We start from the raw sequence: 23995 nt of genomic DNA on the forward strand, positions 1-23995 counted from the left end.
AAAAATTATGCCATCAGAGGATAAAATAGATACACAAAATATTATAGATATAAAAGATTTAGTAGTACATTACGAAACAAATGATGGGATTGTGGAGGCCGTAAATGGTGTAAGTATTAGTATCGATAGAGGAAAAACATTAGGTATAGTTGGAGAAACAGGTGCAGGTAAGACTACAATGGCACTATCAATACTTAGATTAGTGCAAAACCCACCAGGCAAAATTAAAAGTGGAGTAATTGAGCTTGAAGGAGAAGATATATTTTTATATACAGAAGCTGAAATGGAAAATATACGAGGAGATAAAGTATCAATGATTTTCCAAGATCCTATGACATCACTAAATCCAGTAATCCCTATAGGAGATCAAATTGCGGAGGTAATACAAATACATGAAAATATAAGTAGCAAAGAAGCTATGGAAAAAACTAAAGATATGTTAGCTTTGGTAGGGATACATCCAAATAGAGCTAATGAATATCCTCATCAGTTTTCAGGAGGCATGAAACAAAGAGTTATAATAGCCATAGCGCTTGCATGTAATCCAAAACTATTAATTGCGGATGAACCAACAACAGCACTAGATGTTACAATACAAGCACAAGTATTAGACTTAATGAAGACATTAAAAGAAAAATATAATACAGCTATGATGATGATTACCCATGATTTAGGAATAGTTGCAGAAGTATGTGACGAAGTAGCAATTATGTATGCAGGTAAAATAGTAGAAAAAGGAACCCTTGAAGATATATTTAATAATACGAAGCATCCATATACAGAAGGGTTATTCAACTCTCTTCCCAATATAGAAAAAAGAGGTGAAATGCTTATACCAATAAAAGGACTTATGCCAGACCCTACAAATTTACCAAAAGGATGTCAATTCCATCCTAGATGTATGTATGCACAAGAAGAATGCTCAATTAAAGTACCAACGATTAAACAATTGAGTGATACACATTATGTTTCTTGTCTTGCGTATGAAAATGTAGGCGTAGAGCTAGCTGGGGGTGGCATTAATGGATAATAAATTGCTTGAAGTGAAACAGTTGAAGAAGTACTTTAATACACCAAAAGGAATATTACATGCAGTTGATGATGTTAACTTTTCTATAGAAAAAGGAAAAACACTTGGAATAGTAGGGGAATCAGGATGTGGTAAATCAACAACAGGTAGAGCTATACTTAGACTTTTAGAAGCTACTGATGGTGAAGTAATATTTGAAGGTAAAAATATATTAGACTATAGTAAAAAAGAGATAAGAGATTTAAGAAGAGACATGCAAATAATATTTCAAGATCCATTTGCATCACTAAATCCAAGAAAAACAGTCAGTGAAATTATAGGTGAACCATTAAGATTACATAAGATTATAAAAGATAAAGGGGAAAGAGAAAAAAGAGTTTTAGAACTAATGGAAACTGTAGGATTGTCAGAGAGATTAGTAAATACATATCCTCATGAACTTGATGGAGGAAGAAGACAAAGAATTGGTATAGCTAGGGCACTAGCACTTAATCCAAAATTTATATTGTGCGATGAACCGGTTTCTGCACTAGATGTATCAATTCAAGCACAAATATTGAATTTATTAAAGACACTTCAAAAAGATCTTGGTTTAACTTACATATTTATAACTCATGATTTATCAGTTGTAAATTATTTTTCAGATGAAATTGCAGTTATGTACTTAGGAAAGGTAGTAGAAAAAGCACCCTCAGCAGAACTATTTGACAATCCAAAACATCCATATACCAAAGCACTATTATCAGCAATTCCAATACCTAGTATAGGTAAGAAAAAAGAAAGAATAATAATAAAAGGTGAAATAACATCACCTATAAATCCAAAGCCTGGGTGTAGGTTTGCGCCAAGATGTGAGTATGCAAAAGATGTATGTTTTAAGGAGCAACCTATCTTAAAAGAGTTAGATAATAACCATGAAGTAGCATGTCACATTTAAAGATAAATATTAAATATAATTAAAATACATAGGAGATTGATATGAATATAAATATTAATAATATACTTGAATACTTAGAGAAATACTTAGCAATACCAAGTCCAGGTGGATACACAGATAAAGCAGTACTAGAAGCTAAAAAAGACTTTGAAGAATTAGGATTAACTACAAAAGTAACTAATAAAGGTGGGCTAATAGCAACATTACTTGGAGAAGATGATGAAAATCATATTACAATATCAGCACATATGGATACTCTAGGAGCAATGGTCAAAGAAATAACTACAGATGGAAAATTAAAATATCATAAAATCGGTGGTGGATGTTGGTCAGCAGTGGAGGGCGAAAACTGTACTATAATAACTAGAAAAAAAGGAGACGTAAGAGGTACATCAATGTTTAAATATTCATCTACTCACACATATGGTCAAGAAAATGCAAACAGTGAAAGAAACTTTAACAATATGGAAATAAGATTAGATGAAAATGTTATGTCAAAGCAAGATGTACTAGATTTAGGAATAAGTGTAGGTGATTTTATATACTTTGATACTAGATTAGAGATAACTGATTCTGGATTTATAAAGACTAGATACATAGATAATAAAGCTGCAGTTGCAATATTATTTGAATTAGCAAGGTACTTTAAAGAAAATAATTTACAACCAAAGCATACAACTCATTTATATATAAGTAACTATGAAGAGTTAGGGCATGGCTTATCTAGAGCAATTCCTTCTAAGACAAAAGAGCTTGTTTCAATAGATATAGCTCCAGTAGGTGATGGTCAAACATCTAATGAGCATAGTGTATGTATCACTGCAAAAGATAAGCAAACTGTATATGATTCATATTTAAGGTTTAAGCTTACTGATATCGCAGAAGAAAATGATATAAATTATAATATAGATTTATTTAATAACTATGGATCAGATGCATCGCAAGCTATTAAATGGGGTGAAGATTTAAGATTTGCTAACATTGGACCAGGAACTGATGCGAGCCATCACTATGAGAGAACTCATATAGATGCAATAGAAAATACTACAAAGCTAATTCTTTGTTATTTGCTAACAGACTAAAATTTTATAAAAAGGATACTCATACTATTTGAAGAAGTATTTAATATATATCTAAATTTAAGGAGAGATAAGTATGAAAGATATAAACAAAGTACTACTTGGAATTAGTTGCTTATTAGGAGGCGTTGTAATAGGTTTTCTGTGTGCTCCAATAAAAAAAGGCATGAGTATGAGTATAGGAAATGACAGTGGTAATCAATATATAGGAAATCCAGACGATTTAGAAATACTTAAAAATATGAAAAAGAAAGAACTAAGTAATGGATAAAAAATATTATTCAAAAAAAGATTGGTGGCTAAGAATAGTTATATGGGCTTGTATAATAGCTTTGATGATAAGTTTATTAGATGCTATTATGAATAGACATATTACAGCAATACTTTTATTTACAATATTAGAAGGATTTTTTATATGGACTTGGTTTGGAACTTACTATGTATTAAAAGAGGATCACTTATTTATTAGAAGTGGACCTATAAAGGAAAAGTTTTACTACAATAATATCAATAAAATAAAGCAAGCAAAATCTGTATTATCATCAACTGCACTATCAGTAGATAGGATAGAGATAATTTATAAGGGAAGTCTAGGTGCATATATTTCTCCAAAGGATAGGGAGGAGTTTATAAATAAACTAAAAGAAAAATGCCCTAAATTAAATATAAGTAATATCCGTATATAAAGAGTACCCTATTTAGAATTAAAGTTATAGATTCTAAATAGGGTGCTTTTTATTTCATCAATAAATCTAATCTCTTAAAAAGTTATAAAAATCAATATAGTTTGATTTGAAAATAGAATCATTCAAAAAAATAAAATTATATTCATGAAAAATACTCATATTATTAATATCTAATACAGCAAGTTCATTATTCGTAATTTCTGTTTGAGCTGCCATTTCATACATTATAGAGATACCTAAGTTACTCTTAACTATATCTTTAATTATACCAATATTGCCAATTTCAATTACATGTTCAAAATTTTTATAAGTAAAGTTATTTTCATAAAGAAACATTTCAAAGATTTCACGACTACCCGAGCCTTTTTCTCTTACAATCAATGTTTCACTAAACAGTTCATCAAAAGATATATTATTCTTTGATGCAAGTTTGTTTTGAGGAGAGGCAACAACCACTAATCTTTCTTTGCTAATTAAATGAGTTTCATATTCAGCTTTATTAAAATGCCCTTCAATAATTGCAAATTCTATATTACCCTTATTTAAGTTTTCAAGTAAAAATTTAGTGTTATTTACAATCATAGAAATATTATTTTTAGGATACAAGGATATATATTTTTTTATATAAGGTGGAATGTAATACTCACCTATAGTTCTTGTTGCACCAAATACTAATGACTTATATCTTGAATTGCTATCTTTTAGATGATGCTCAATATTTATAGACATAGTCTGTAGTTTTTGAACATTATTTAAAAAATCTATTCCTTCTTGAGTTAAACTAAGCTTTTTACTTATATAATCAAAAAGTTTTAAATTATATTTTTCTTCTAAATACCTTATATGTTGACTTACTGCTGGTTGAGTTATAGAAAGATTCTTTGCAGTCTTTGTATAGTTCTTAGTCTCACATAAATCAATAAAGGTAATTAATCTAAAATCAATCATACTATCCCCCTAGTAAATTAATAGCTTATTGTCCCTTATGATATGAGTATACTATAAGAAAAATTTATAATTCAATAAATATTTATAATTTTACATTATACTAAAATCTAACTACAATTAAGGTATGAGTTGTTAAATTTATATCTAAAGGGTGATGAAAATGGATATTTTAGTTATAGGAGGAGTTGCAGCAGGTACAAAGACTGCAGCAAAACTAAAGCGTGAGAATAGGGATTACAATGTAACAATAATAACAAAGGGAAAAGATATATCTTATGCAGGTTGCGGACTACCTTATTACGTAGGTGGAGTAATAGAAAACAAAGAAAGTCTTATAGTAAATACTCCTAAAAATTTTGAGAAACTAACTGGGGTAAAGGTTATTACAGATACAGAAGCTTTAAAAATAAATAGAGAATTAAAAACAGTAAAAGCAATAAACACTATTACTAATGAGGAAAATGAATTTAGCTATAATAAATTAGTAATAGCAACAGGTGCAGATCCAATTAAGCCAAACTTAGAAGGAATAAATTTACAAGGAGTACACTACGTACGAACTCCAGAAGATGCAATAAATTTAAGAGAGATTATAGAAAATGAAGATATAAAAAGAGCAGTAGTAGTTGGTGGTGGATTTATAGGGTTAGAAATAGCTGAAAATCTACTAGAAAATAATATTAAAACTACTGTAGTAGACGCGTGTGAAAATATTCCTCCTGGATTCGATAAAGATGTATCTAGATATTTACAAGATAAGCTTATAGATGAAGGAATAATGGTACTTACAAATGAAAAAGTAGTTTCTATAATTGGAGATGAAAAAGTAAGTAAAATAAAAACTGATAAAAGGGCAATAAAAGCAGATATAGTTATAATGAGTGTTGGTATAAGACCAAATAGCCGTATAGCTTATGACTGTGGTATAAGTCTGGAAAATAATAAAACAATAAGTGTTAATTATAAGATGCAAACTGATGATGAAGATATATTTGCGGTAGGTGATTGTGCATCAGTAAAAAATATTTTAACTAATAACTCAGCATGGTCTCCAATGGGTTCATCTGCTAATAAAGAAGGCAGATGTGTAGCTAGAACTATAGCAGGTAAAGAAAGTAAGTTTAAAGGAGTACTAGGTACATCAATAGTAAAAATACTAGATATAAGTGCAGCTAGAACGGGTCTTACAGAAGAAGAAGCAAAAGTTTATGGATATAATGTAGAAAGTGTAATAGTACCATTAGATGATAAAGCCCACTATTACCCTGGTTCAGGTTTATTATTTATTAAATTAATAGCCGATAGAAAAAGTGAAAAAATATTAGGGGCTCAAGTATTTGGTAAGGGAAGTGTAGATAAACAAATAGATACTGTAGCAACAGCAATCCATTTTGAAGGAAAGTTAAATGATTTACAAGATTTAGATTTAGCATATGCACCTCCGTTTTCAACAGCTATATCTCCATTAGGTCATGCAGCAAATGTACTTTTAAATAAAATCTATGAGGATGTAGAAATAGTAAGATTTGAAGAATTTATAAACAATCAAGATGAATATAAAATAGTTGATGTAAATAAAGTAGCTACTTTAGAAGATGCACTTTTTGTAGATCTTTCTAAAATAAATGGAAAAATAGAAGGTTTAGAATATGATGACAAGATTCTATTAGTATGCCAAAGGGGAAAAAGAGCATACTTAACTTACAATAGAATGAAGCACTATGGATACACAGATATAAGCGTACTAGAAGGTGGATTATCATTAAATAAAGAGATGGGGGAATTATAAAATGGCAAAAGATAATAAAAAAATAACACCAGAACAAAGAAAAGAAGTTAAAGGTCAAGGTTTTTTATCTAATAACGATGGTATACATTTTTCATGTAGAGTAATAACAGAAAATGGAGCACTTACATCTGCACAATTAAAAAATGTATGTGAAATATCAGAAAAGTATGGAAATGGAAATATATCTCTTACAACAAGATTAACTCTTGAAGTGCCAGGAATAGAATTTGATAATATTGAAAAAGTAAAGTCTTATCTAGCTAAGGATGGTTTAAGATCGGGTGGAACAGGCTCTAGAGTAAGACCAATAGTTCCATGTAAAGGGACAGTATGTACCTTTGGATTATTAGACACTCAAAAGCTAGGAACTGAGCTACATGATGAATTTTTCAATAAATATTATGATGTAAAGTTACCTCATAAGTTTAAAATAGGTATAGGTGGATGTCCTAATAACTGTATAAAACCAAGTTTAAATGACTTTGGAGTGATGGGACAACATGTACCAGAATATGATGAAGATATGTGCTCTGGATGTAAAAAATGTTCAATAGAAGCTAGCTGTAAAGTAGGAGCAGCAAAAGTTATAGATGGAAAACTAGAACTAGATATAGATAAATGTAATAACTGTGGACTATGTATAGATAAGTGCCACTTTGATGCAATAGAAGGAGGCAAAAAAGGATTAAAGATAATACTAGGTGGTAAATGGGGTAAACTAACTAGACCAGGGGATGTATTAAAAGGAATCTATTCAGAAAAAGAAGCTAAAGAAATATTAGAAAAAACAATATTATTATACAGAGAGCAAGGCAAAACAGGTGAGCGTTTTGGAGATATGATAGACAGAATAGGATTTGAAAAAATAGAAGAAGAATTATTATATGGAAATATACTAGAAAGAAAAGAAGAAATATTAGATGCAAATCTTCATGTTACAGGCGGAGCTACTTGTTAAAGATAATTCAATATTTTATTTAATACGGTATAATATAAAGTTGCCTTATGAAAAGATAATCATAATGGCAACTTTTTTATTTAATTTTAGTTGAAATATTAGGATATAAAAAATTTATTTTTTGTATATATACAGAATAATGGTAAAATAATGAAGGAATATTTATGACTCAATAATATTTACTAAATAAGTACAAAGTAAGGAGGAAATTATGAGTACAATAATAAAATCGGATAGATTAAAGGGAATTGTGTGTATAATAGCATCTGCACTAGGTTTTGCTCTTATGTCTGCCTGTGTAAAACTAGCAGGGGATTTACCAAACTTCCAAAAAGTATTTTTTAGAAACTTAGTATCAGCAACTATTGCTCTTTATCTAATAATTAAGCACAAAGGAAGTTTAACGGGTAAAAAAGAAAATAGAAACTTATTACTTCTAAGATCATTATTTGGAACACTAGGTGTAATACTTAATTTCTACACAATTGACAAATTGGTACTTTCGGATGCGAATATGCTAGGAAAGCTTAGTCCATTTTTAGTAGTACTATTATGTGCTATATTTTTAAAAGAAAAGATAAGTATTAAGCAAATTGGGTCAATAATAGTAGCTTTTATTGGTGCTTTATTTATTATCAAACCTACATTTAGTGTAGAGGTTATACCTTATATTGGAGGTTTGTTAGGAGCATTTTTTGCAGCTTCTGCTTACACTTGCTTAAGAGCCCTTGGAAATAAAGAAGAGTATTATACTATAGTATTTTTCTTCTCTATGTTTTCTCTTATAACAATATTGCCAATATTTATATATGTATATGAGCCAATGGCATTATCTCAATTAATATACTTATTATTAGCAGGAGTATTTGCAAGTTTAGGACAATTTGGAATAACACTAGCTTATAAATATGCCCCAGCTAAAGAAATATCAATATTTGACTATAGTAATATTATTTTCTCGGCTATATTAAGTATTTTTATTTTTAATCAATATCCTGATACATTAAGTATAATAGGGTACTTAATAGTATTCTCAGCTGCATTTTATGTATTTTTCGATAATAAAAGATTAGACAAAGCTGAACAAAAATAATAATCAAAAAATAAGATTAAAAAGCGTAGTATTAATTTCATATATACTGCGCTTTTTATAAAAATTTAAGTCAGAATTAAGCGTTTTGCATGTAGAAAATAAAAATATACATAATAAATTCAATATAGTAAAAAATAACATTAACAGGAAAACGATTTTTATGGTATAATATTTAATAAGTAAGTCAATACTTATTTATTGAATAAATAAAAGAGCAATATAAACTAAAGGAGTATAGAAAAATGAGGAGCTTAAAAGAAGCAAGATACAGATTAAGCTTAACTAAATTAGATATGGCTAAAAGACTTAATGTAAGCTTATCTACAATTAAAAAATGGGAACAGAATGAAACACATTTAAATACTATTGAATTAATTAGAGCAGCAAAATCTTATGAAATGACTAACTATGAGTTATTACAATATCTAAAGTTAAAAATCGAAAATTAATGAAGAAAGGAGGTAATTAAAAAAGTTACTTCCTATTTTTATGTCAAGATAATCATATAAACAAACATTAAGATTAAATGAACATGCAAATTTCTCTATGCATATTCTACTATTCAATTTATCTATTCTGAGATATTTCTATCAATAATATCTAAACAAATAAAAATATTATACATCAACATATTAAAATAATTCATATGTATAAATTATAAAATAACTTAATACATTTAACATTTTAAAATATATTATCATACTATTTTATAGGAGTGTGAGAATATGGATTCAAATTGTAAATCAGTAGAACTTAGGGGTGTATGGGTAGCGACCGTATACGGCATAGATTGGCCAAAAACAAAAAATAATATTGATGAACAGAAAAAAGAATTTATTAAAATACTAGAAACTCTAAAAGGATTAAACTTTAACGCAGTATTTGTTCAAATAAGACCAGCTGGTGATGCTTTATATAAATCTAAAATAAATCCATGGTCAGAATATCTTACTGGTACACAGGGAGTTAATCCAGGATATGATCCACTTGAGTTTATGATTGAAGAATCTCATAAAAGAAATATAGAGTTTCATGCATGGATCAACCCGTATAGAATAAATACACAAGGAACAGATTTAAATAAGTTGGCAAATAATAATATAGCAAAGTTAAAACCAGACTGGGTATTATCATATGAAAATGCATTATTTTTTAATCCAGAAAATCCAGAGGTAATAAAATATATTGCAACTACAGTATATGAAATCGTTAAAAACTATTGCATAGATGGAATTCATCTAGATGATTATTTCTACCCATATAATTATCCACTACCTAAAGGAGAGGATAGAGATGGAGAGGTTGCTAATAGCAGGCGCGAAGCAGTAACAAATATGATTAGACTAGTGCACAAGGCGATAAAATCAACAAACTGGTGTGTACAATTTGGTGTAAGCCCATTTGGTGTGTGGAAAAACAAAACTAGTGATATTAAAGGCTCAGATACTAAAAATCTAGAGAGTTATTATGATGCATATACTGATACTATAACCTGGATAAATGATGGAATTATTGACTATGTAGCACCTCAGATTTATTGGACTATAGAAAATAAAAACAGTCCTTACGAGCCACTTTTAAATTGGTGGATAGATGCAGTTGAAGATACGGATGTTAGATTATATGTAGGTCAAAATATAGGCAATGTTGAAATCGCAAAACAGATAGCTAAGGAGATAGAGATAAATAGAACATATGATGAAGTAGAAGGCAGTATTTTTTTTAGTATGACAAATATTGAAGAGAATACTGGAGGTGTAGTAGAGCAATTTAAGGATGTATATTATTGTAGGGCAATCACACCTAGTAAGTACTTTAATAAGTACAGAAAGTAAAGCATATATTTAATTAAAATCTTAAAATAAAATACAACTTAGAAATAGAATGATTAAAGGAGAAAATACTATGAAGAATATTTCCTATAATATTCAAAATATAAAGGAATATAATTACAGTCAGAGTAATTGTTGCAATCATACATCAAGTATATTAATAATTAGTAATAATGATTTATATAATTTAAAAGTTTCAATAGAAAGTATTAGAAAATTTACTAATAATGATTATACTGAGATAATAGTTATTGATAACAACTCTAATGAAGAAAATCAAATTTGGTTAAATAATCAAGATGATTTAATAGTATTATATAATAACGAAAAGTTAGATTACCAAAACTGCTACAATAAGGGCTTAGAGGTATCAAAGGGAGATAATATAGTTCTTTTAGATAGCGGAATATTAGCAACTCCTAGATTGCTAGAGAGTTTAGACGAAGCTTTATATAGTGATGATAACATTGGCATAGTTATGCCATCATTGAGTGATTTTGAATCAGATTCAACTATTGGAAAGCTAGAATACGCAAACTTATACAACCATGAAAATAAAAAAATGTGGGACTACTGCAGTAAAATAAGTACTTATTGTTGCATGATGAAAAAAGATACATTTTATAAGATAAAAGATATAGATAGCTATCTAGAATCAGACCAAGTAAGTAATCTGTTTGATATAATTCTATGTAGGAATACAATAGTTTTTCAAATATTTGATGATAAAGATAAATACACAGCAGAAAAATCTGATGAAAATATTATTAATTATCAAATGATAAATCTAATTTCAAACAGTAGGAATGAAAAGTTTAATGTTTTGTATATAGGAAGTAATATTAAAGAAACAATCTTATACATTAAAAATATATATAGAGAAAGTAAAGTATATGGTGTTGAAATCAACACCAACTTGGCAAATACACATAATAGATTTACCAAAGTAGAAGATGTAAACAATTTATCCCTTTGTTATGATAATCAGTTTTTTGATTATGTATTTATAGAAAATGCTATAGAAAAAACAATATATCCTAAAAAGTTATTAGAAAAATTATCTACACTACTAAAACCAGAAGGCAAGTTAATTTCAGTAATAGCAAATCTTATGTACGTAGATGTATTGTATGATCTTATAAATGGAAATTTTACCTACCAAGATTCAGGAATTTTAAATAAAGAAAATTTAAGGTTTTATACTGTAAACGAAATAAATAATATTCTATCTGAATGCAATTTTTCAGTTATTTCAACGTATAAAACAACCAATTTATTTGATAATGATACCATAGAGAAAGCTAAAACATTAACTTCTCTAAGTGCAGCACATCTTATAGAACAATATATTACATTCGATTATATTGTAGTATCTCAAAAAAATATTGATGAGGAAATAAAATTAAAGAATTTAATTTATAAATGTAAGGATTATATTGACTATTTATTTGAAAAGGATAATTTAAATAGTTATTATGAAGAGAATCTTGATGAAGGTTTTGAATATGAAAAAGGAGATAGTAAAATTATTGCATACTATTTGCCTCAATATCACAATGATGAAAATAATAATATTTGGTGGGGAAGAGGAGCAACGGAATGGGATAATGTTACAAGAGCACTGCCACAGTATTTGAAGCATTACCAACCTAGATTCCCAAAAGATATGGGATTTTACAACTTAGAATTAAAAGATAATTTAAAAAGACAAATAGAATTAGCAAAACATGGTGGAATATATGGCTTTGCAATATATTATTATAATTTATCAAATGGATTAAAAGTGCTAAGAAAGCCATTAGACATAATACTAGATGATAAAGACCTAGATATACCATTTTGTATATATTGGGGAAATCATGATTGGACTAAAAAATATCAAAGTGATAACTCAGAAGTATTGGCTTTACAGTTTAGATCTTGTAAAGAATATAAAGAAACAATACATGATATGCAAAAATATTTAAAAGACGATAGATATATAAAAATAAACGGTAAGAAATTAATTATGATACATTGCTCTTTAGATGTACCTAATAGCAATGAGGTGTTTAATTATTGGAGAGATTATTGTAAGGAGAATGGATTAGGCGAAATTTATATCATGGCATCAAAGGATGTCAAAAGTAATGATTTAAATTATTACAAATTGCTTGGTTATGATGGTGTAAATGAATTTAATCCCAATAGTGAAATTAGTAAATACAATAAGATTAACAGTGAAGTTGAGTTTATAAGAGATTACTATGGATATATATTTGATGCTGTAGACTACGTTGAAAACAAAAAATATTTTGATGATGAGTTTAGGAGTATATATAAATGTATCATCCCTGATTGGGATAATACACCTAGAAAATCGAATAGAGGTTGGATATTTAAAGGAGCTTCTCCTAAGCTTTATTATAAATGGTTGGTTGATATAATGAAATACAATAAGATTAATCCTAATATAGAAGATGATATTGTATTTATTAATGCGTGGAATGAGTGGGGAGAAGGTGCAGTACTTGAACCTTGTTCAAAGTATGGATATTCATATCTTAATAGTACAAAAAAAGCTATAGAAGATGTGAGGAAGAGTTTTTAAGTCAGTAGACTTAGAGTATATTAATGGAGGGATAGAGTTGGATAATAAAAAAATCTGCTTAATAGTAAATATGCAAGATGAAGTATCCTATAAAAAATGCTTAGATTTTATAAATCAAATAGATATACCTCATGGTTATAATATGGAGGTCTTATTAAATACAGAAATAAATCAAAAAACTAAATTTTATAATATAGGTATGAAAGCTAATAATGCTAAATATAAAATATATTTAGACTCTACTATATATATAGCTAATAAAAACTTTTTTTATGATATATTAAAAATATTTAATGATCAGTTGATAGCTATGATAGGTGTAGTAGGATATAAACACACTTTAAAAGACAATAATATTGAAAAAACTAAAATCGGAAATGTAAGTAATAATATAGACAATAAAATCGTAGAGTTAGATTCTAGAGAAGTAACTAAGGACTATGAATTTGTAGATGAACTAGATAAATGTATGGTAGTGACGCAGTATGATATAGATTGGAGAGAAGATTTAGAATATAATGAATACTTATATTGTGCTTATCAAAGTATGGAATTTATTAGAAGAGGATACAAAATAGTCGTACCAAAGCAAGAGAAAGCATGGTGCATAGGCATAAAAGAATCAGAAGATAATTTAGAAAATATAAAAGACTCTAATTTATTAAGATACTATTATAATGATAAAAGTAACTATATTAATAAATTAGAGCAAGCAATTCCAATAAGATCTTCACCACCCAAAGTAGAAATTGGACCATTTACTTATGGAACTCCAAAATTAGTTATATTTGAATGTGATAATAAAATAAAAATAGGAAAGTTCTGCTCAATTGCAGATGAAACAACAATTTTTTTAGGAGAACAGCATAGACCAGAATGGGTAACCACATATCCGTTTGATAAATTTATGAGAGAGTACTCACATAGAGAATCAAGTGGTGTGTCAAAGGGAGATGTAATAATAGGTAATGATGTTTGGGTTGGATATGGTAGTACAATAATGTCAGGAGTAACTATAGGCCATGGGGCTGTAGTAGGTACTAGATCATTAGTAACTAAAGATGTTCCACCTTATGCTATTGTAGGAGGCTGTCCAGCTAAAGTAATAAAATATAGATTTGATGAAGAAACTATTAAAAAACTATTAGAAATAGAATGGTGGAACTGGGATTATGATAAAATACAAAAGCATATACCACTATTGCTTAGCAATAATATAGAAAAATTTATAGACTCAGCTAATGAATAAAAATAATATAGATATGTAATAAGAAACTCTATCAATGTCAAAATAAAGTATGACATTGATAGAGTTTTTTATAGTATAGATAATATTATTAATGTAGATCAAAGAAAAGTTTTCTATTTAAATTAAATAGAAAACTATGATATAATAATAAATTAGACATAAGTAAAATAAACAATTTATAGTTAGCAAGTAACAAGGAGGAACATCCATGATAATAGATAGAAACAAATTAACTCCTATGATGAAACAGTACTTCGATGCAAAAGATAGATATCCTGATTGTATACTGTTTTTTAGATTAGGAGATTTTTATGAAATGTTTTTTGAAGATGCAATAGTAGCATCAAAAACATTAGAAATAGCACTAACAGGAAAATCATGCGGGCTTGAAGAGCGTGCACCTATGTGTGGTATACCTTTCCATGCAGCAAATGCATACATATCAAAACTTGTAGAAAGTGGATACAAGGTAGCAATAGGAGAACAGCTTGAAGATCCTGCAACTACAAAAGGATTAGTAAAAAGAGACGTAGTAAGAGTAGTTACACCAGGTACAGTACTTGAAGGAAGCTTACTTGAAAATAAAAAAAATAACTACCTACTATCACTATATAAATCAGGAGACGATATAGGTTTAACTTATGTAGATATAAGTACAGGAGAAGTAAATGCGACTTATTTAAAAGATGATAAAGTAGTTGAAGAAATAGCAAAAATACATCCAACTGAGATTATACTTAACGATTTAAGCTTTATAGATAAATTAAGAAATATAGCTACAGTAAGTAATATATATATAAATGAAAACTTTAGTGAAAACTATTTAGATTTGAACATATTAAATCAATACTTTAGTGAAGAGTATCTACAAAATGTAAAGTTTGATAATGACAATTTAATAAAAAATAGTTTATCAATACTTTTAAACTATATCTACAACACTCAAAAGCAAGTAACATCAAACATAAATAGTATAAACGTTTATAATGCAACTGAATATATGGTTCTAGATATGTTTACAAGAGTAAACCTTGAGCTTACTCAAACTATAAGAGGAAGTAAAAAGAAAGGTTCATTACTTCATGTAATGGATAAGACATCTACTGCTATGGGTGGTAGACTTCTTAGAAAATATGTGGAAGAACCATTAGTTAATAAGAAAAAAATAGATGAGAGACTTAATGTTATAGAAGAAATTAAAGATGATTTTATGCTTAGAGAAGATCTAACCGAAATCTTAAAAAATGTATATGATATCGAAAGAATTTGTGGAAAAATTGCCTTTGAAAAAGTAACTCCAAAGGAAATGATTCACTTAAAGAACTCAGTAGAAAAACTTCCAAGTTTAAAAAATACTATAAGTTCTTCTAATGCAAACATACTTAAAAATTATATAAGTGAAATGGAAAACCTAGATGATCTTTATAATTTAATAGATGAAGCTATTATGGAAGAATCATCTATTACTATAAAAGATGGAAATATAATAAAATCAGATTTTAATGATGGGCTAAAAGAACTTCGTGATATATCAAAAAACGGTGCTTACATGATTAAAGAAATAGAAAATCGTGAAAGAGAAAAAACAGGTGTAAAATCTTTAAAAATAGGATTTAACAAGGTATTTGGATATTTTATTGAAATTACTAAAGCAAATTTAGCTACAGCAAAGATTGATGATGGATATGTAAGAAAGCAAACTTTAAGTAATGCTGAAAGATTTATAACACAAGAACTTAAGGAAATAGAAGACAAAATATTAAATGCAGAAGACAAAATAAAGACTTTAGAATATGAAATATTTGTAAATATAAGAGACACAATCTACAAAAATATAGATAGAATACAAAAGGTTGCAAGAATAATAGCAAACATAGACGTATTCGTATCCCTAGCTAGTGTCGCATACATGAATAATTATGTTAAACCGATTATAAATGAAGATAATAAGTTAGACATAAAAAATGGGCGTCATCCTGTTGTTGAAAATATAGTGGGAGAAGAAAATTTCGTACCTAATGATACTTACTTAAATACTGGCGAAAATATAATTAACATAATAACTGGACCAAACATGGCAGGTAAATCTACTTACATGAGACAAAGTGCAATAATATCTCTTATGGCTCATATTGGTTCATTCGTACCAGCAGAATACGCAAATGTACCAGTACTAGATAGAATATTTACAAGAGTTGGAGCAAGTGATGATTTATCTCAAGGTCAATCTACATTTATGGTTGAGATGACAGAGGTATCTCATATATTAAAAAATGCTACAGAAAAAAGTTTAGTAATACTAGATGAAATCGGTAGAGGGACAAGTACTTATGATGGAATAAGTCTTGCGTGGTCAATAGTAGAATACATTCAAAATAATATTAAATGCAAAACACTATTTGCAACTCACTATCATGAACTAATAGACCTTGAAAATGAATTTGGTGAGGTTAAAAACTATTCAATAGCAGTTAAGGAAGATGGAGAAGGTATAATATTCTTAAGAAAGATAATACCTCAAGGAGCAGATAAAAGTTACGGTATATATGTTGCAAAACTTGCCAAGCTTCCAGATGAGGTAATAGAAAGATCAAGAGAAATATTAAGTGATTTAGAAAAAAATCATGTATATAATAGTGTAGCTATTAATAATGAACAAACAAACAGCCTAGAAGTAAATTCTAGTAAGCAAGTTAAGAATAGTACTTCATCTTATGAATTGAATGAAGCAAAGTTAAAGATCAATAAGTTACAAGAAGAATTAAAAAAATTAAGTGGAAATAACTTTAATAAAGAATATGAAAAGTTAAAGATAGAACACGATGCTTTATGTAAAAGCTACGAAGATAATAAAAAACAATATGAAAATTTAAATAAAGAATATAAAGATTTAAATGAAAAACTAGAAAGTCAACAAGTAAATAATGAAGTAGCAGTAACTCAGATGTCATTTGATAGTATAGCAGAAAATGATTTAGCAGAAGAGATAATGAATCTAGATATACTAAATATGACTCCACTTGATGCTATGAATGCTTTATATAGCCTTCATAAAAAAGCAAAATCAATTTAAACCTCATGGAGGTAGATATGGAAAATAGAATTAACATACTAGATGATTTAACAATAAATAAAATTGCTGCAGGAGAGGTAGTTGAAAGACCCTCTTCTGTAGTTAAAGAATTAATAGAAAACTGTGTAGATGCAAAATCTACTAAAATAATAGTAGATATAGTTGATGGTGGTAAAAAATCAATTAGAATTACAGATAATGGAATAGGCATACCTTCAAGTGAAGTAAGTAAATCATTTTTAAGACATGCCACTAGTAAAATAAAAGAGATTGATGATTTATATGACTTATATTCACTAGGATTTAGAGGAGAAGCACTTGCTTCTATATCAGCAGTTTCAAAGCTTGAGATGATAACAAAAACTAAAGATGAGGCTGTTGGTACAAGAGTTTATGTAGAAGGTGGAAAGGTAATAACTAAGGAACCTATAGGAGCAACCAATGGTACTACAATAATTATTAAGGACATATTTTACAATACTCCTGTTAGACAAAAGTTTTTAAAGTCAACACATGCAGAAACAATAAATATAAGTGATTTAATAAATAAACTTGCAATAGGAAACCCAAATATTCAAATTAAATACATCAATAATGGAAAGCCAATGCTAAATACACCAGGAGATAATAAGCTATTAAGTGTTATAAGAAGTATCTATGGTAAAGACATAACAGGCAACTTAATAGAAGTTGAATATGAGTGTTCTAACTTTAAGCTAAGTGGATATATAGGAAATAATAATGTTTATAGATCTAATAAAAATCTGCAACATATATATATAAACAAAAGATTTGTAAAAAGTAAATTAATACTAGATGCCATAAATGAAAGCTATAAGTCTATTATACCTGGAGGAAAGCATGCAGTATGCTTTTTAGACTTAGAAATAAAACCTTCAACAATAGATGTAAATATACATCCAACAAAACTTGAAGTGAAGTTTGAAAATGAACAAGAAATATATGTAGAGCTTAGAGATTATTTAAAAAGAAAACTATTAGGCTCAACATTAATAGGTAAATATGAAACTTATAATTCACCACAACAAAAGATTATAAGCCGTGTGAGTGCACCAAAAGAAATACCGGTTCATGATATAAATAATACAGATGAAAAGCCAATAGAGAGCTTTAAATCAGTATCAGATATATTAAATAAAGAAGAAGCTGATAATAGTTTTAGAAATATTAACTCTGCACTAAATATACATGAAGATAAAGAAAAAGTAGCATCAAATGAGATAGATTTACCACTAGAAAATATTACACTTATAAAAGAATTATCAAACAAAAAAGATGAATATATAATTGAAGGAAATCTTGATATAAGTAAATCTTTTAGTATTGAAGAACTGGAAAAGCTGGATAAAATAAAACCACAAGAGCTACAACAGAATACAGATACAGTCAAAGAAGAAAATTCACTGTATGAATTTAAATCACAAGGTAAGCAAATCTTAAGTGATGAAGCAAATGCTAATTTAAATCAAACTTATAATATGTATGATACAAGTATTAAGACTTCTGAGGAAAAAAATATCATAGATCCACAAGAGTCAAAACAAGAAATGTTTTTTGAAGAAAATGAAGATAAATTCTCTCTAAAAAACTATAAGATAATAGGCTCAGTATTTAGTACTTATATTGTACTAGAAAAAGGAAATTCTATGTATTTACTAGACCAGCATGTAGCGCATGAAAGAATTCTTTATGAAAAATACATGGAGAAGTTCTATAACCATGATATAAGTATGCAGATGCTTCTTGATCCAATAATTCTAGAACTATCTAATGTAGATATGTTACAAGTAGAAAATAACTTAGACTTATTTACTAATTTTGGTTTTGAAATAGAACTATTTGGTAATAATCATATAATGATAAGATGTGTGCCAACTACATTTGGAATTCCTGAGTCAGAAAAATTCATACTACAAATTATAGACAATATAAATGAAATAAAAAATAACTATGAGCTAAAGGGAGAAAAATTTGCATCTATGGCTTGTAGAGCAGCTATAAAAGCTAATGATAAAATACACACTATAGAAATAGAAAGTCTACTTGATCAAATGCAATACTGTAAAAATCCATTTACTTGTCCTCATGGTAGACCTATAATAGTTGAAATATCTAAAAAAGAAATAGAAAAGATGTTTAAAAGAATTATGTAGCTTTTAAGAAAGGAACATTATGAAGAAGATACCACTTATTATACTTACAGGACCCACTGCTGTTGGAAAAACAGATTTATCAATAAGACTAGCAAAAGATTTAAATGCTGAAATAATATCTGCTGATTCAATGCAAATATATAAGCATATGGATATCGGTAGTGCAAAGGTAACTAAGGAAGAAATGAACGGAGTTGTACATCATTTAATTGATGAAGTAGATCCTGACTTTTCTTTTTCAGTATCTGAGTTTCAAGAAAGAGCAGATAAGTATATAAAAGAGATTGATGAAAATGAGAACAGAGTCCTTGTAACTGGAGGGACAGGTCTTTACCTTAATTCTCTAATATATAATATGGACTTTGCAAAATCTGATGCTAACGATGAATTAAGAGAACAATTAAGGTTAGAACTTGAAGAACATGGCATAGACTATATGCATAATAAGCTAAGAGAGCTAGACGAAGAATCAGCAAATAGAATACACAAAAATAATACTAAAAGAGTAATAAGAGCTTTAGAAGTATGTCTTAGTGGTAAGAAAATGAATGATTTTTCAAATGATTTAAGATTCAATGATAAATATGAACCTATTATCATAGTTCTTAATAGAGAAAGAGAACATTTATACGAAAGAATAAACAAAAGAGTAGATATTATGATAAATGGTGGACTAGAAAAAGAAGTAAAAGAGCTTCTTAATATGGGATATACCAAAGACTTAATATCTATGCAAGGAATAGGATACAAAGAAATAATAAAATATTTAGATGATGAATACACATATGATGAAGCTGTCGAAATAATAAAAAGAGACTCAAGAAGATATGCAAAAAGACAGATAACTTGGTTTAGAAGATATGAAAATGCCAAGTGGTACAATTTAGATGAGTATAAGGATATAAATATACTTAAAGAAGATATACTTATGTATGTTGAAAAATCACTTCAACTTGTATAATATATAAGATAAGGAAGATTATAGAAAATATTAAATAAATATTATTCTTATTTTAAAATTTCGGGAGGGTATTAGGCTAATGAAAAACTCAGTGTTAAATTTACAGGACTTATTTTTAAATAATGCAAGAAAAGAAAGAATACCTGTAACAATATACTTAATGAATGGAGTTCAAGTAAAAGGGATTGTTAAAGGTTTTGATAGCTATGTTATATTAGTAGAGGGAGATAACAAACAACAAAATATGATTTATAAGCATGCAGTTTCTACTATATTACCTTCAAAAACTATAAATTTACAAAACAACAATACACAACAAGGTACTAATAATAACTACCATGCATCACATGAAAACAATAATAACTATAATAACCGTAGATAATGATATAAAATAAAGTAATACATAACAAATAAGAAACTCCACAGATTTTGTGGAGTTTCTTATTTATTATGTCTAAGAAGAAAACAAATACACGAAAAAATATAAGTATCATATTTATATACTATAAACTTTATATTAGCTAAAGGAAGTATATAAATATGACTAATCAAAATATAAATAGTGTTGTTACAGACTATATACTAGAAAAAGAAATAAAAAAAATAAACTATACAATACCATATGGGATAGATTTAATAAATGCACCATATATGTGGAGAAATGGATATACTGGCAAAAAAGTAACTATAGCAATAATAGACACAGGTTGTGACACAAGACATCCTGATCTTAGGGGAAAGATAATAGGTGGAAAAAACTTTACATCAGATGATAATTATAATCCAAGAATTTACAGAGACTATAATGGTCATGGTACTCACGTTGCTGGAATAATAGCTGCTGGAAATAAAAAAAAGAGAGGTGTAGTAGGAGTAGCACCTGATTCTAAGTTATTAGTATTAAAAGCTCTAGACAAAAATGGATCAGGGGAGTATTCTTGGATTATAGGTGCTATAGATTATGCGATAGAAAGAAAGGTTGATATAATATCTATGTCCTTAGGTGGTGAAGACGATATAAAAGAGTTACATGAAGCAATAGTTAGAGCAGTATGTAATAATATATTAGTTGTAGCTGCTGCTGGAAATGAAGGAGATAATTTACCTTATACTAATGAATTAAGTTTTCCGGGAGCATATAAAGAATCAATATCAGTAGGTGCTATTGACAAAAATAAAGAACCTGCATACTTTACTAATTCAAACAAAGAAGTCGACGTATTAGCACCTGGAGTTAATATACTATCGACATATAAAAATGGAATGTACGCTATATTAAGTGGAACAAGCATGGCAACCCCATTTGTTTCCGGAAGTTTAGCATTGTTAATTGAATGGTCAAGGCAAGAATTTGGTAGAACACTAGATGAACCAGAGCTATATGCTCAATTAGTAAAAAATACAGTTTCAATTAATATAGAAAGGACTATACAGGGAAATGGATATGTTTATTTAGACCCAGTGACAACAAAATAAATAATACAGGTCACCCTATATATCACAAACTTGGTATACAAGGTGACTTTTCTTAGTTATATAATAAATTCACAGTACGTTATAAGTTGTATTAAAAAAATCATGATATAAACTTAATAGATAAAAGAGCTACAACAAATGCAGTAACAGCTATTGGTATAACAACAGACGTTACAAAAATATCTTTATAGGATTGTTTATGTGTCAATTTACATATAGCAAGTGTAGTAATTACAGCACCATTATGCGGTAAAGTATCAAGACCGCCAGAAGCTAATGATGCTATTCTATGGAGTATTTCAGGCGAAATATTTAAAGTATGTGCCATTGAAATAAAAGTTGGCGCTAGAGAATCTAGAGTTATAGTCAGTCCGCCAGAAGCTGAAGCTGTAATACCGCATATAATATTTACAGATAAAGCCTCAGAAATAATAGGGTTAGTAGATATACCTAAAATTATTGTTTGTATAGTTGTAAAAACAGCAAGTGATTTGATTACACTTCCATAGCCAACAATGGCACTAGAGCTAAGTAAGGGTAAAAAAGAATTACTTATTCCAGCATTTAAAACATTACTCATATGTTTTATTTTATTAAAGTTTAAAGTTATTATATATATTATTGAAATAACGATTGAAATAATAACACTCCACGTACCAGAGACACTACTTAATGTAGTATTGTATTGTCCTAAGTAGCTACCATCAACCCTAGGATAAAATATCTTTGAAAAAAATAAATTACTTACAAATATTATTACTATAGGCAATATTGCTAAAAAAATATTTGGAAGCTCTTCGTCAGATTCATTTAAATCTTCATATATATGTGAACCATATCCTTCCTTAATAAGCTCTGCTGACTTAGCACGATAAGTAAGCCAACTCATACCAAGTCCTAGCATAAGTATACTTGCAATTATACCAATGATAGGTGCAGAAAAAGTATCTGTGCCAAAATAACTCATAGGTATAACATTTTGTATTTCTGGTGTACCTGGAAGAGCTGTCATTGTAAATGTAAAAGAACCAAGTGCTATTGTACCTGGAATTAATCTTTTTGGTATATTAGATTCTTTAAATAATACATTTGCTATAGGATACAATACAAACGCGACTGTGAATAAAGAGACACCTCCGTATGTAAGTAAAGCACCTGCAAGTACAACTGCGAAGATAGTTTTATCCTTTCCTAAATTCTTAGTAATAAAATATGCAATAGACTTTGCATAAAGAGCTTCTTCCATAAGTTTTGCAAATATAGCTCCAGTTAAAAATATTGGGAAGTAGTTTTTTATAAAGTTTGAAAAACCACTCATGTACACCTCTGTATAATTAGCCATTAAGTGTCCATCAATTCCAACTATAATTAATACTGTCAATAAAGCGACAATTGGTGCGGTTATGATTGTTGAAAATCCCTTATAGGCTAAATACATTATAAGTGATAATGATAAAATCAATCCAATTAAGCTAAACATAAATTAGTCCTCTTTCTAATTAATAATAACTATTATGCCCCAAATATCTAATATATTTGAGTATTAATTAGATAAATTGTTGTATTTATGAGTATAAACAATATTTAAGCATTAAAAAATGTCTTAATATCACCATGATAAAAAAATATTCATATAATATCATGTTAGACTAATTATATTTCTATAGAGGTGATAAAATGGATTCATCTTATAATAATAACTTTAGCAATCGAGATGATAATAAGAAAAATTGCTTAACAAGGGAGTACAAATGTAGTAACGATTGTAACTGCTGTAATAAGTGTAGATGTAATGAGTATACTTGTTGTGAATGTTGGTGTATGGTTGGTCCGCAAGGAGATCCTGGAATACGAGGATCAAAAGGAGTAACAGGACCAACTGGACCGACAGGAAATACAGGGGATCCAGGTCAACAAGGATCAATGGGAATAACAGGACCTACAGGAAGTCAAGGATTAGTAGGTCCAACAGGAAATACAGGAGAATCAGGTCAACAGGGATTAATAGGCCCAACAGGAAATACAGGAGAACCAGGTGAACAAGGATTAATGGGACCAACAGGAAGTCAAGGAGAGCCAGGTCAACAAGGATTAGTAGGTCCAACAGGAAATACAGGAGA

Annotated in this window: 19 protein-coding genes and 1 pseudogene; 18 read left to right on the top strand and 2 right to left on the bottom strand. The window is 28.5% G+C overall.

The annotated features are described in order from the left end of the window. Positions 1 to 7 precede the first annotated feature (7 nt). From CHL78_RS06545 to CHL78_RS06565, 5 genes are all read left to right on the top strand, one after another. Positions 8 to 1030: an ABC transporter ATP-binding protein gene (locus CHL78_RS06545; RefSeq protein ID WP_199534007.1), complete on the top strand. Its 1023-nt coding sequence runs from the start codon at positions 8 to 10 to the stop codon at positions 1028 to 1030. Then, entirely contained in the window at positions 1023 to 1967 is a 945-nt protein-coding gene (locus CHL78_RS06550; protein ID WP_158540647.1) for an ABC transporter ATP-binding protein, read from the top strand. The genes CHL78_RS06545 and CHL78_RS06550 overlap by 8 nt, the downstream gene beginning before the upstream one ends. 41 nt (positions 1968 to 2008) lie before the next feature. Then, on the top strand, positions 2009 to 3049 hold the full coding sequence (locus CHL78_RS06555; RefSeq protein WP_094369042.1) for a M42 family metallopeptidase: 1041 nt from the start codon (positions 2009 to 2011) through the stop codon (positions 3047 to 3049). Positions 3050 to 3122: 73 nt separating this feature from the next. Then, complete coding sequence (locus CHL78_RS06560) at positions 3123 to 3317, top strand: hypothetical protein (protein WP_094369041.1); 195 nt, start codon at positions 3123 to 3125, stop codon at positions 3315 to 3317. Next, the gene (locus CHL78_RS06565) at positions 3310 to 3732 is read left to right on the top strand and encodes a PH domain-containing protein (RefSeq protein ID WP_094369040.1); all 423 of its coding nucleotides are present in this window, start codon (positions 3310 to 3312) and stop codon (positions 3730 to 3732) included. The genes CHL78_RS06560 and CHL78_RS06565 overlap by 8 nt, the downstream gene beginning before the upstream one ends. Before the next feature lie 66 nt (positions 3733 to 3798). On the opposite strand, the gene CHL78_RS06570 is transcribed toward CHL78_RS06565, so the two are convergent. After that, the gene (locus tag CHL78_RS06570) at positions 3799 to 4680 is read right to left on the bottom strand and encodes a LysR family transcriptional regulator (RefSeq protein ID WP_094369039.1); all 882 of its coding nucleotides are present in this window, start codon (positions 4678 to 4680) and stop codon (positions 3799 to 3801) included. A gap of 160 nt (positions 4681 to 4840) precedes the next feature. On the opposite strand from CHL78_RS06570, the gene CHL78_RS06575 reads away from it, so the two are divergent. The 12 genes from CHL78_RS06575 (at position 4841) to CHL78_RS06630 (ending at position 21875) form a co-directional block, all read left to right on the top strand. Then, positions 4841 to 6469, top strand: a complete 1629-nt coding sequence (locus CHL78_RS06575; protein WP_094369038.1) for an FAD-dependent oxidoreductase — start codon at positions 4841 to 4843, stop codon at positions 6467 to 6469. A gap of 1 nt (position 6470) precedes the next feature. Further along, positions 6471 to 7427 (top strand): (4Fe-4S)-binding protein, encoded by a 957-nt coding sequence (locus tag CHL78_RS06580; RefSeq protein WP_094369037.1) that lies wholly within the window; start codon positions 6471 to 6473, stop codon positions 7425 to 7427. 211 nt (positions 7428 to 7638) lie between these two features. Then, positions 7639 to 8520 (top strand): DMT family transporter, encoded by an 882-nt coding sequence (locus tag CHL78_RS06585; protein WP_094369036.1) that lies wholly within the window; start codon positions 7639 to 7641, stop codon positions 8518 to 8520. A gap of 242 nt (positions 8521 to 8762) precedes the next feature. Further along, the gene (locus tag CHL78_RS06590; RefSeq protein ID WP_094369035.1) at positions 8763 to 8969 is read left to right on the top strand and encodes a helix-turn-helix domain-containing protein; all 207 of its coding nucleotides are present in this window, start codon (positions 8763 to 8765) and stop codon (positions 8967 to 8969) included. Positions 8970 to 9245: 276 nt separating this feature from the next. Next, the gene (locus tag CHL78_RS06595; RefSeq protein WP_094369034.1) at positions 9246 to 10355 is read left to right on the top strand and encodes a glycoside hydrolase family 10 protein; all 1110 of its coding nucleotides are present in this window, start codon (positions 9246 to 9248) and stop codon (positions 10353 to 10355) included. Between the two features lie 70 nt (positions 10356 to 10425). Continuing rightward, positions 10426 to 12942 (top strand): glycoside hydrolase family 99-like domain-containing protein, encoded by a 2517-nt coding sequence (locus CHL78_RS06600; protein ID WP_158540648.1) that lies wholly within the window; start codon positions 10426 to 10428, stop codon positions 12940 to 12942. Positions 12943 to 12979: 37 nt separating this feature from the next. Next, positions 12980 to 14191 carry a glycosyltransferase gene (locus tag CHL78_RS20965; RefSeq protein ID WP_116041292.1) on the top strand — a complete coding sequence of 404 codons (1212 nt, stop codon included), beginning with the start codon at positions 12980 to 12982 and terminating at the stop codon, positions 14189 to 14191. Positions 14192 to 14399: 208 nt separating this feature from the next. Continuing rightward, positions 14400 to 17264, top strand: a complete 2865-nt coding sequence (gene mutS, locus CHL78_RS06610; RefSeq protein WP_094369032.1) for a DNA mismatch repair protein MutS — start codon at positions 14400 to 14402, stop codon at positions 17262 to 17264. A 17-nt stretch (positions 17265 to 17281) separates the two neighbouring features. Next, positions 17282 to 19438, top strand: a complete 2157-nt coding sequence (gene mutL, locus CHL78_RS06615; RefSeq protein WP_094369031.1) for a DNA mismatch repair endonuclease MutL — start codon at positions 17282 to 17284, stop codon at positions 19436 to 19438. A gap of 19 nt (positions 19439 to 19457) precedes the next feature. After that, entirely contained in the window at positions 19458 to 20399 is a 942-nt protein-coding gene (gene miaA, locus CHL78_RS06620) for a tRNA (adenosine(37)-N6)-dimethylallyltransferase MiaA (protein ID WP_094369030.1), read from the top strand. A 79-nt stretch (positions 20400 to 20478) separates the two neighbouring features. Then, on the top strand, positions 20479 to 20781 hold the full coding sequence (gene hfq, locus CHL78_RS06625) for an RNA chaperone Hfq (RefSeq protein ID WP_094369029.1): 303 nt from the start codon (positions 20479 to 20481) through the stop codon (positions 20779 to 20781). Between the two features lie 158 nt (positions 20782 to 20939). Next, on the top strand, positions 20940 to 21875 hold the full coding sequence (locus CHL78_RS06630) for a S8 family peptidase (RefSeq protein ID WP_116041294.1): 936 nt from the start codon (positions 20940 to 20942) through the stop codon (positions 21873 to 21875). 100 nt (positions 21876 to 21975) lie between these two features. Here the strand turns inward: CHL78_RS06630 and CHL78_RS06635 are convergent, their stop codons facing one another. Next, positions 21976 to 23355: a GntP family permease gene (locus tag CHL78_RS06635; protein WP_116041296.1), complete on the bottom strand. Its 1380-nt coding sequence runs from the start codon at positions 23353 to 23355 to the stop codon at positions 21976 to 21978. Between the two features lie 197 nt (positions 23356 to 23552). Here CHL78_RS06635 and CHL78_RS21300 point away from each other — a divergent pair. Next, positions 23553 to 23995, top strand: a pseudogene (locus tag CHL78_RS21300) (hypothetical protein); the annotation flags it as partial.

The sequence above is a fragment of the Romboutsia weinsteinii genome (assembly GCF_002250835.2).
Taxonomy (GTDB): domain Bacteria; phylum Bacillota; class Clostridia; order Peptostreptococcales; family Peptostreptococcaceae; genus Romboutsia_A; species Romboutsia_A weinsteinii.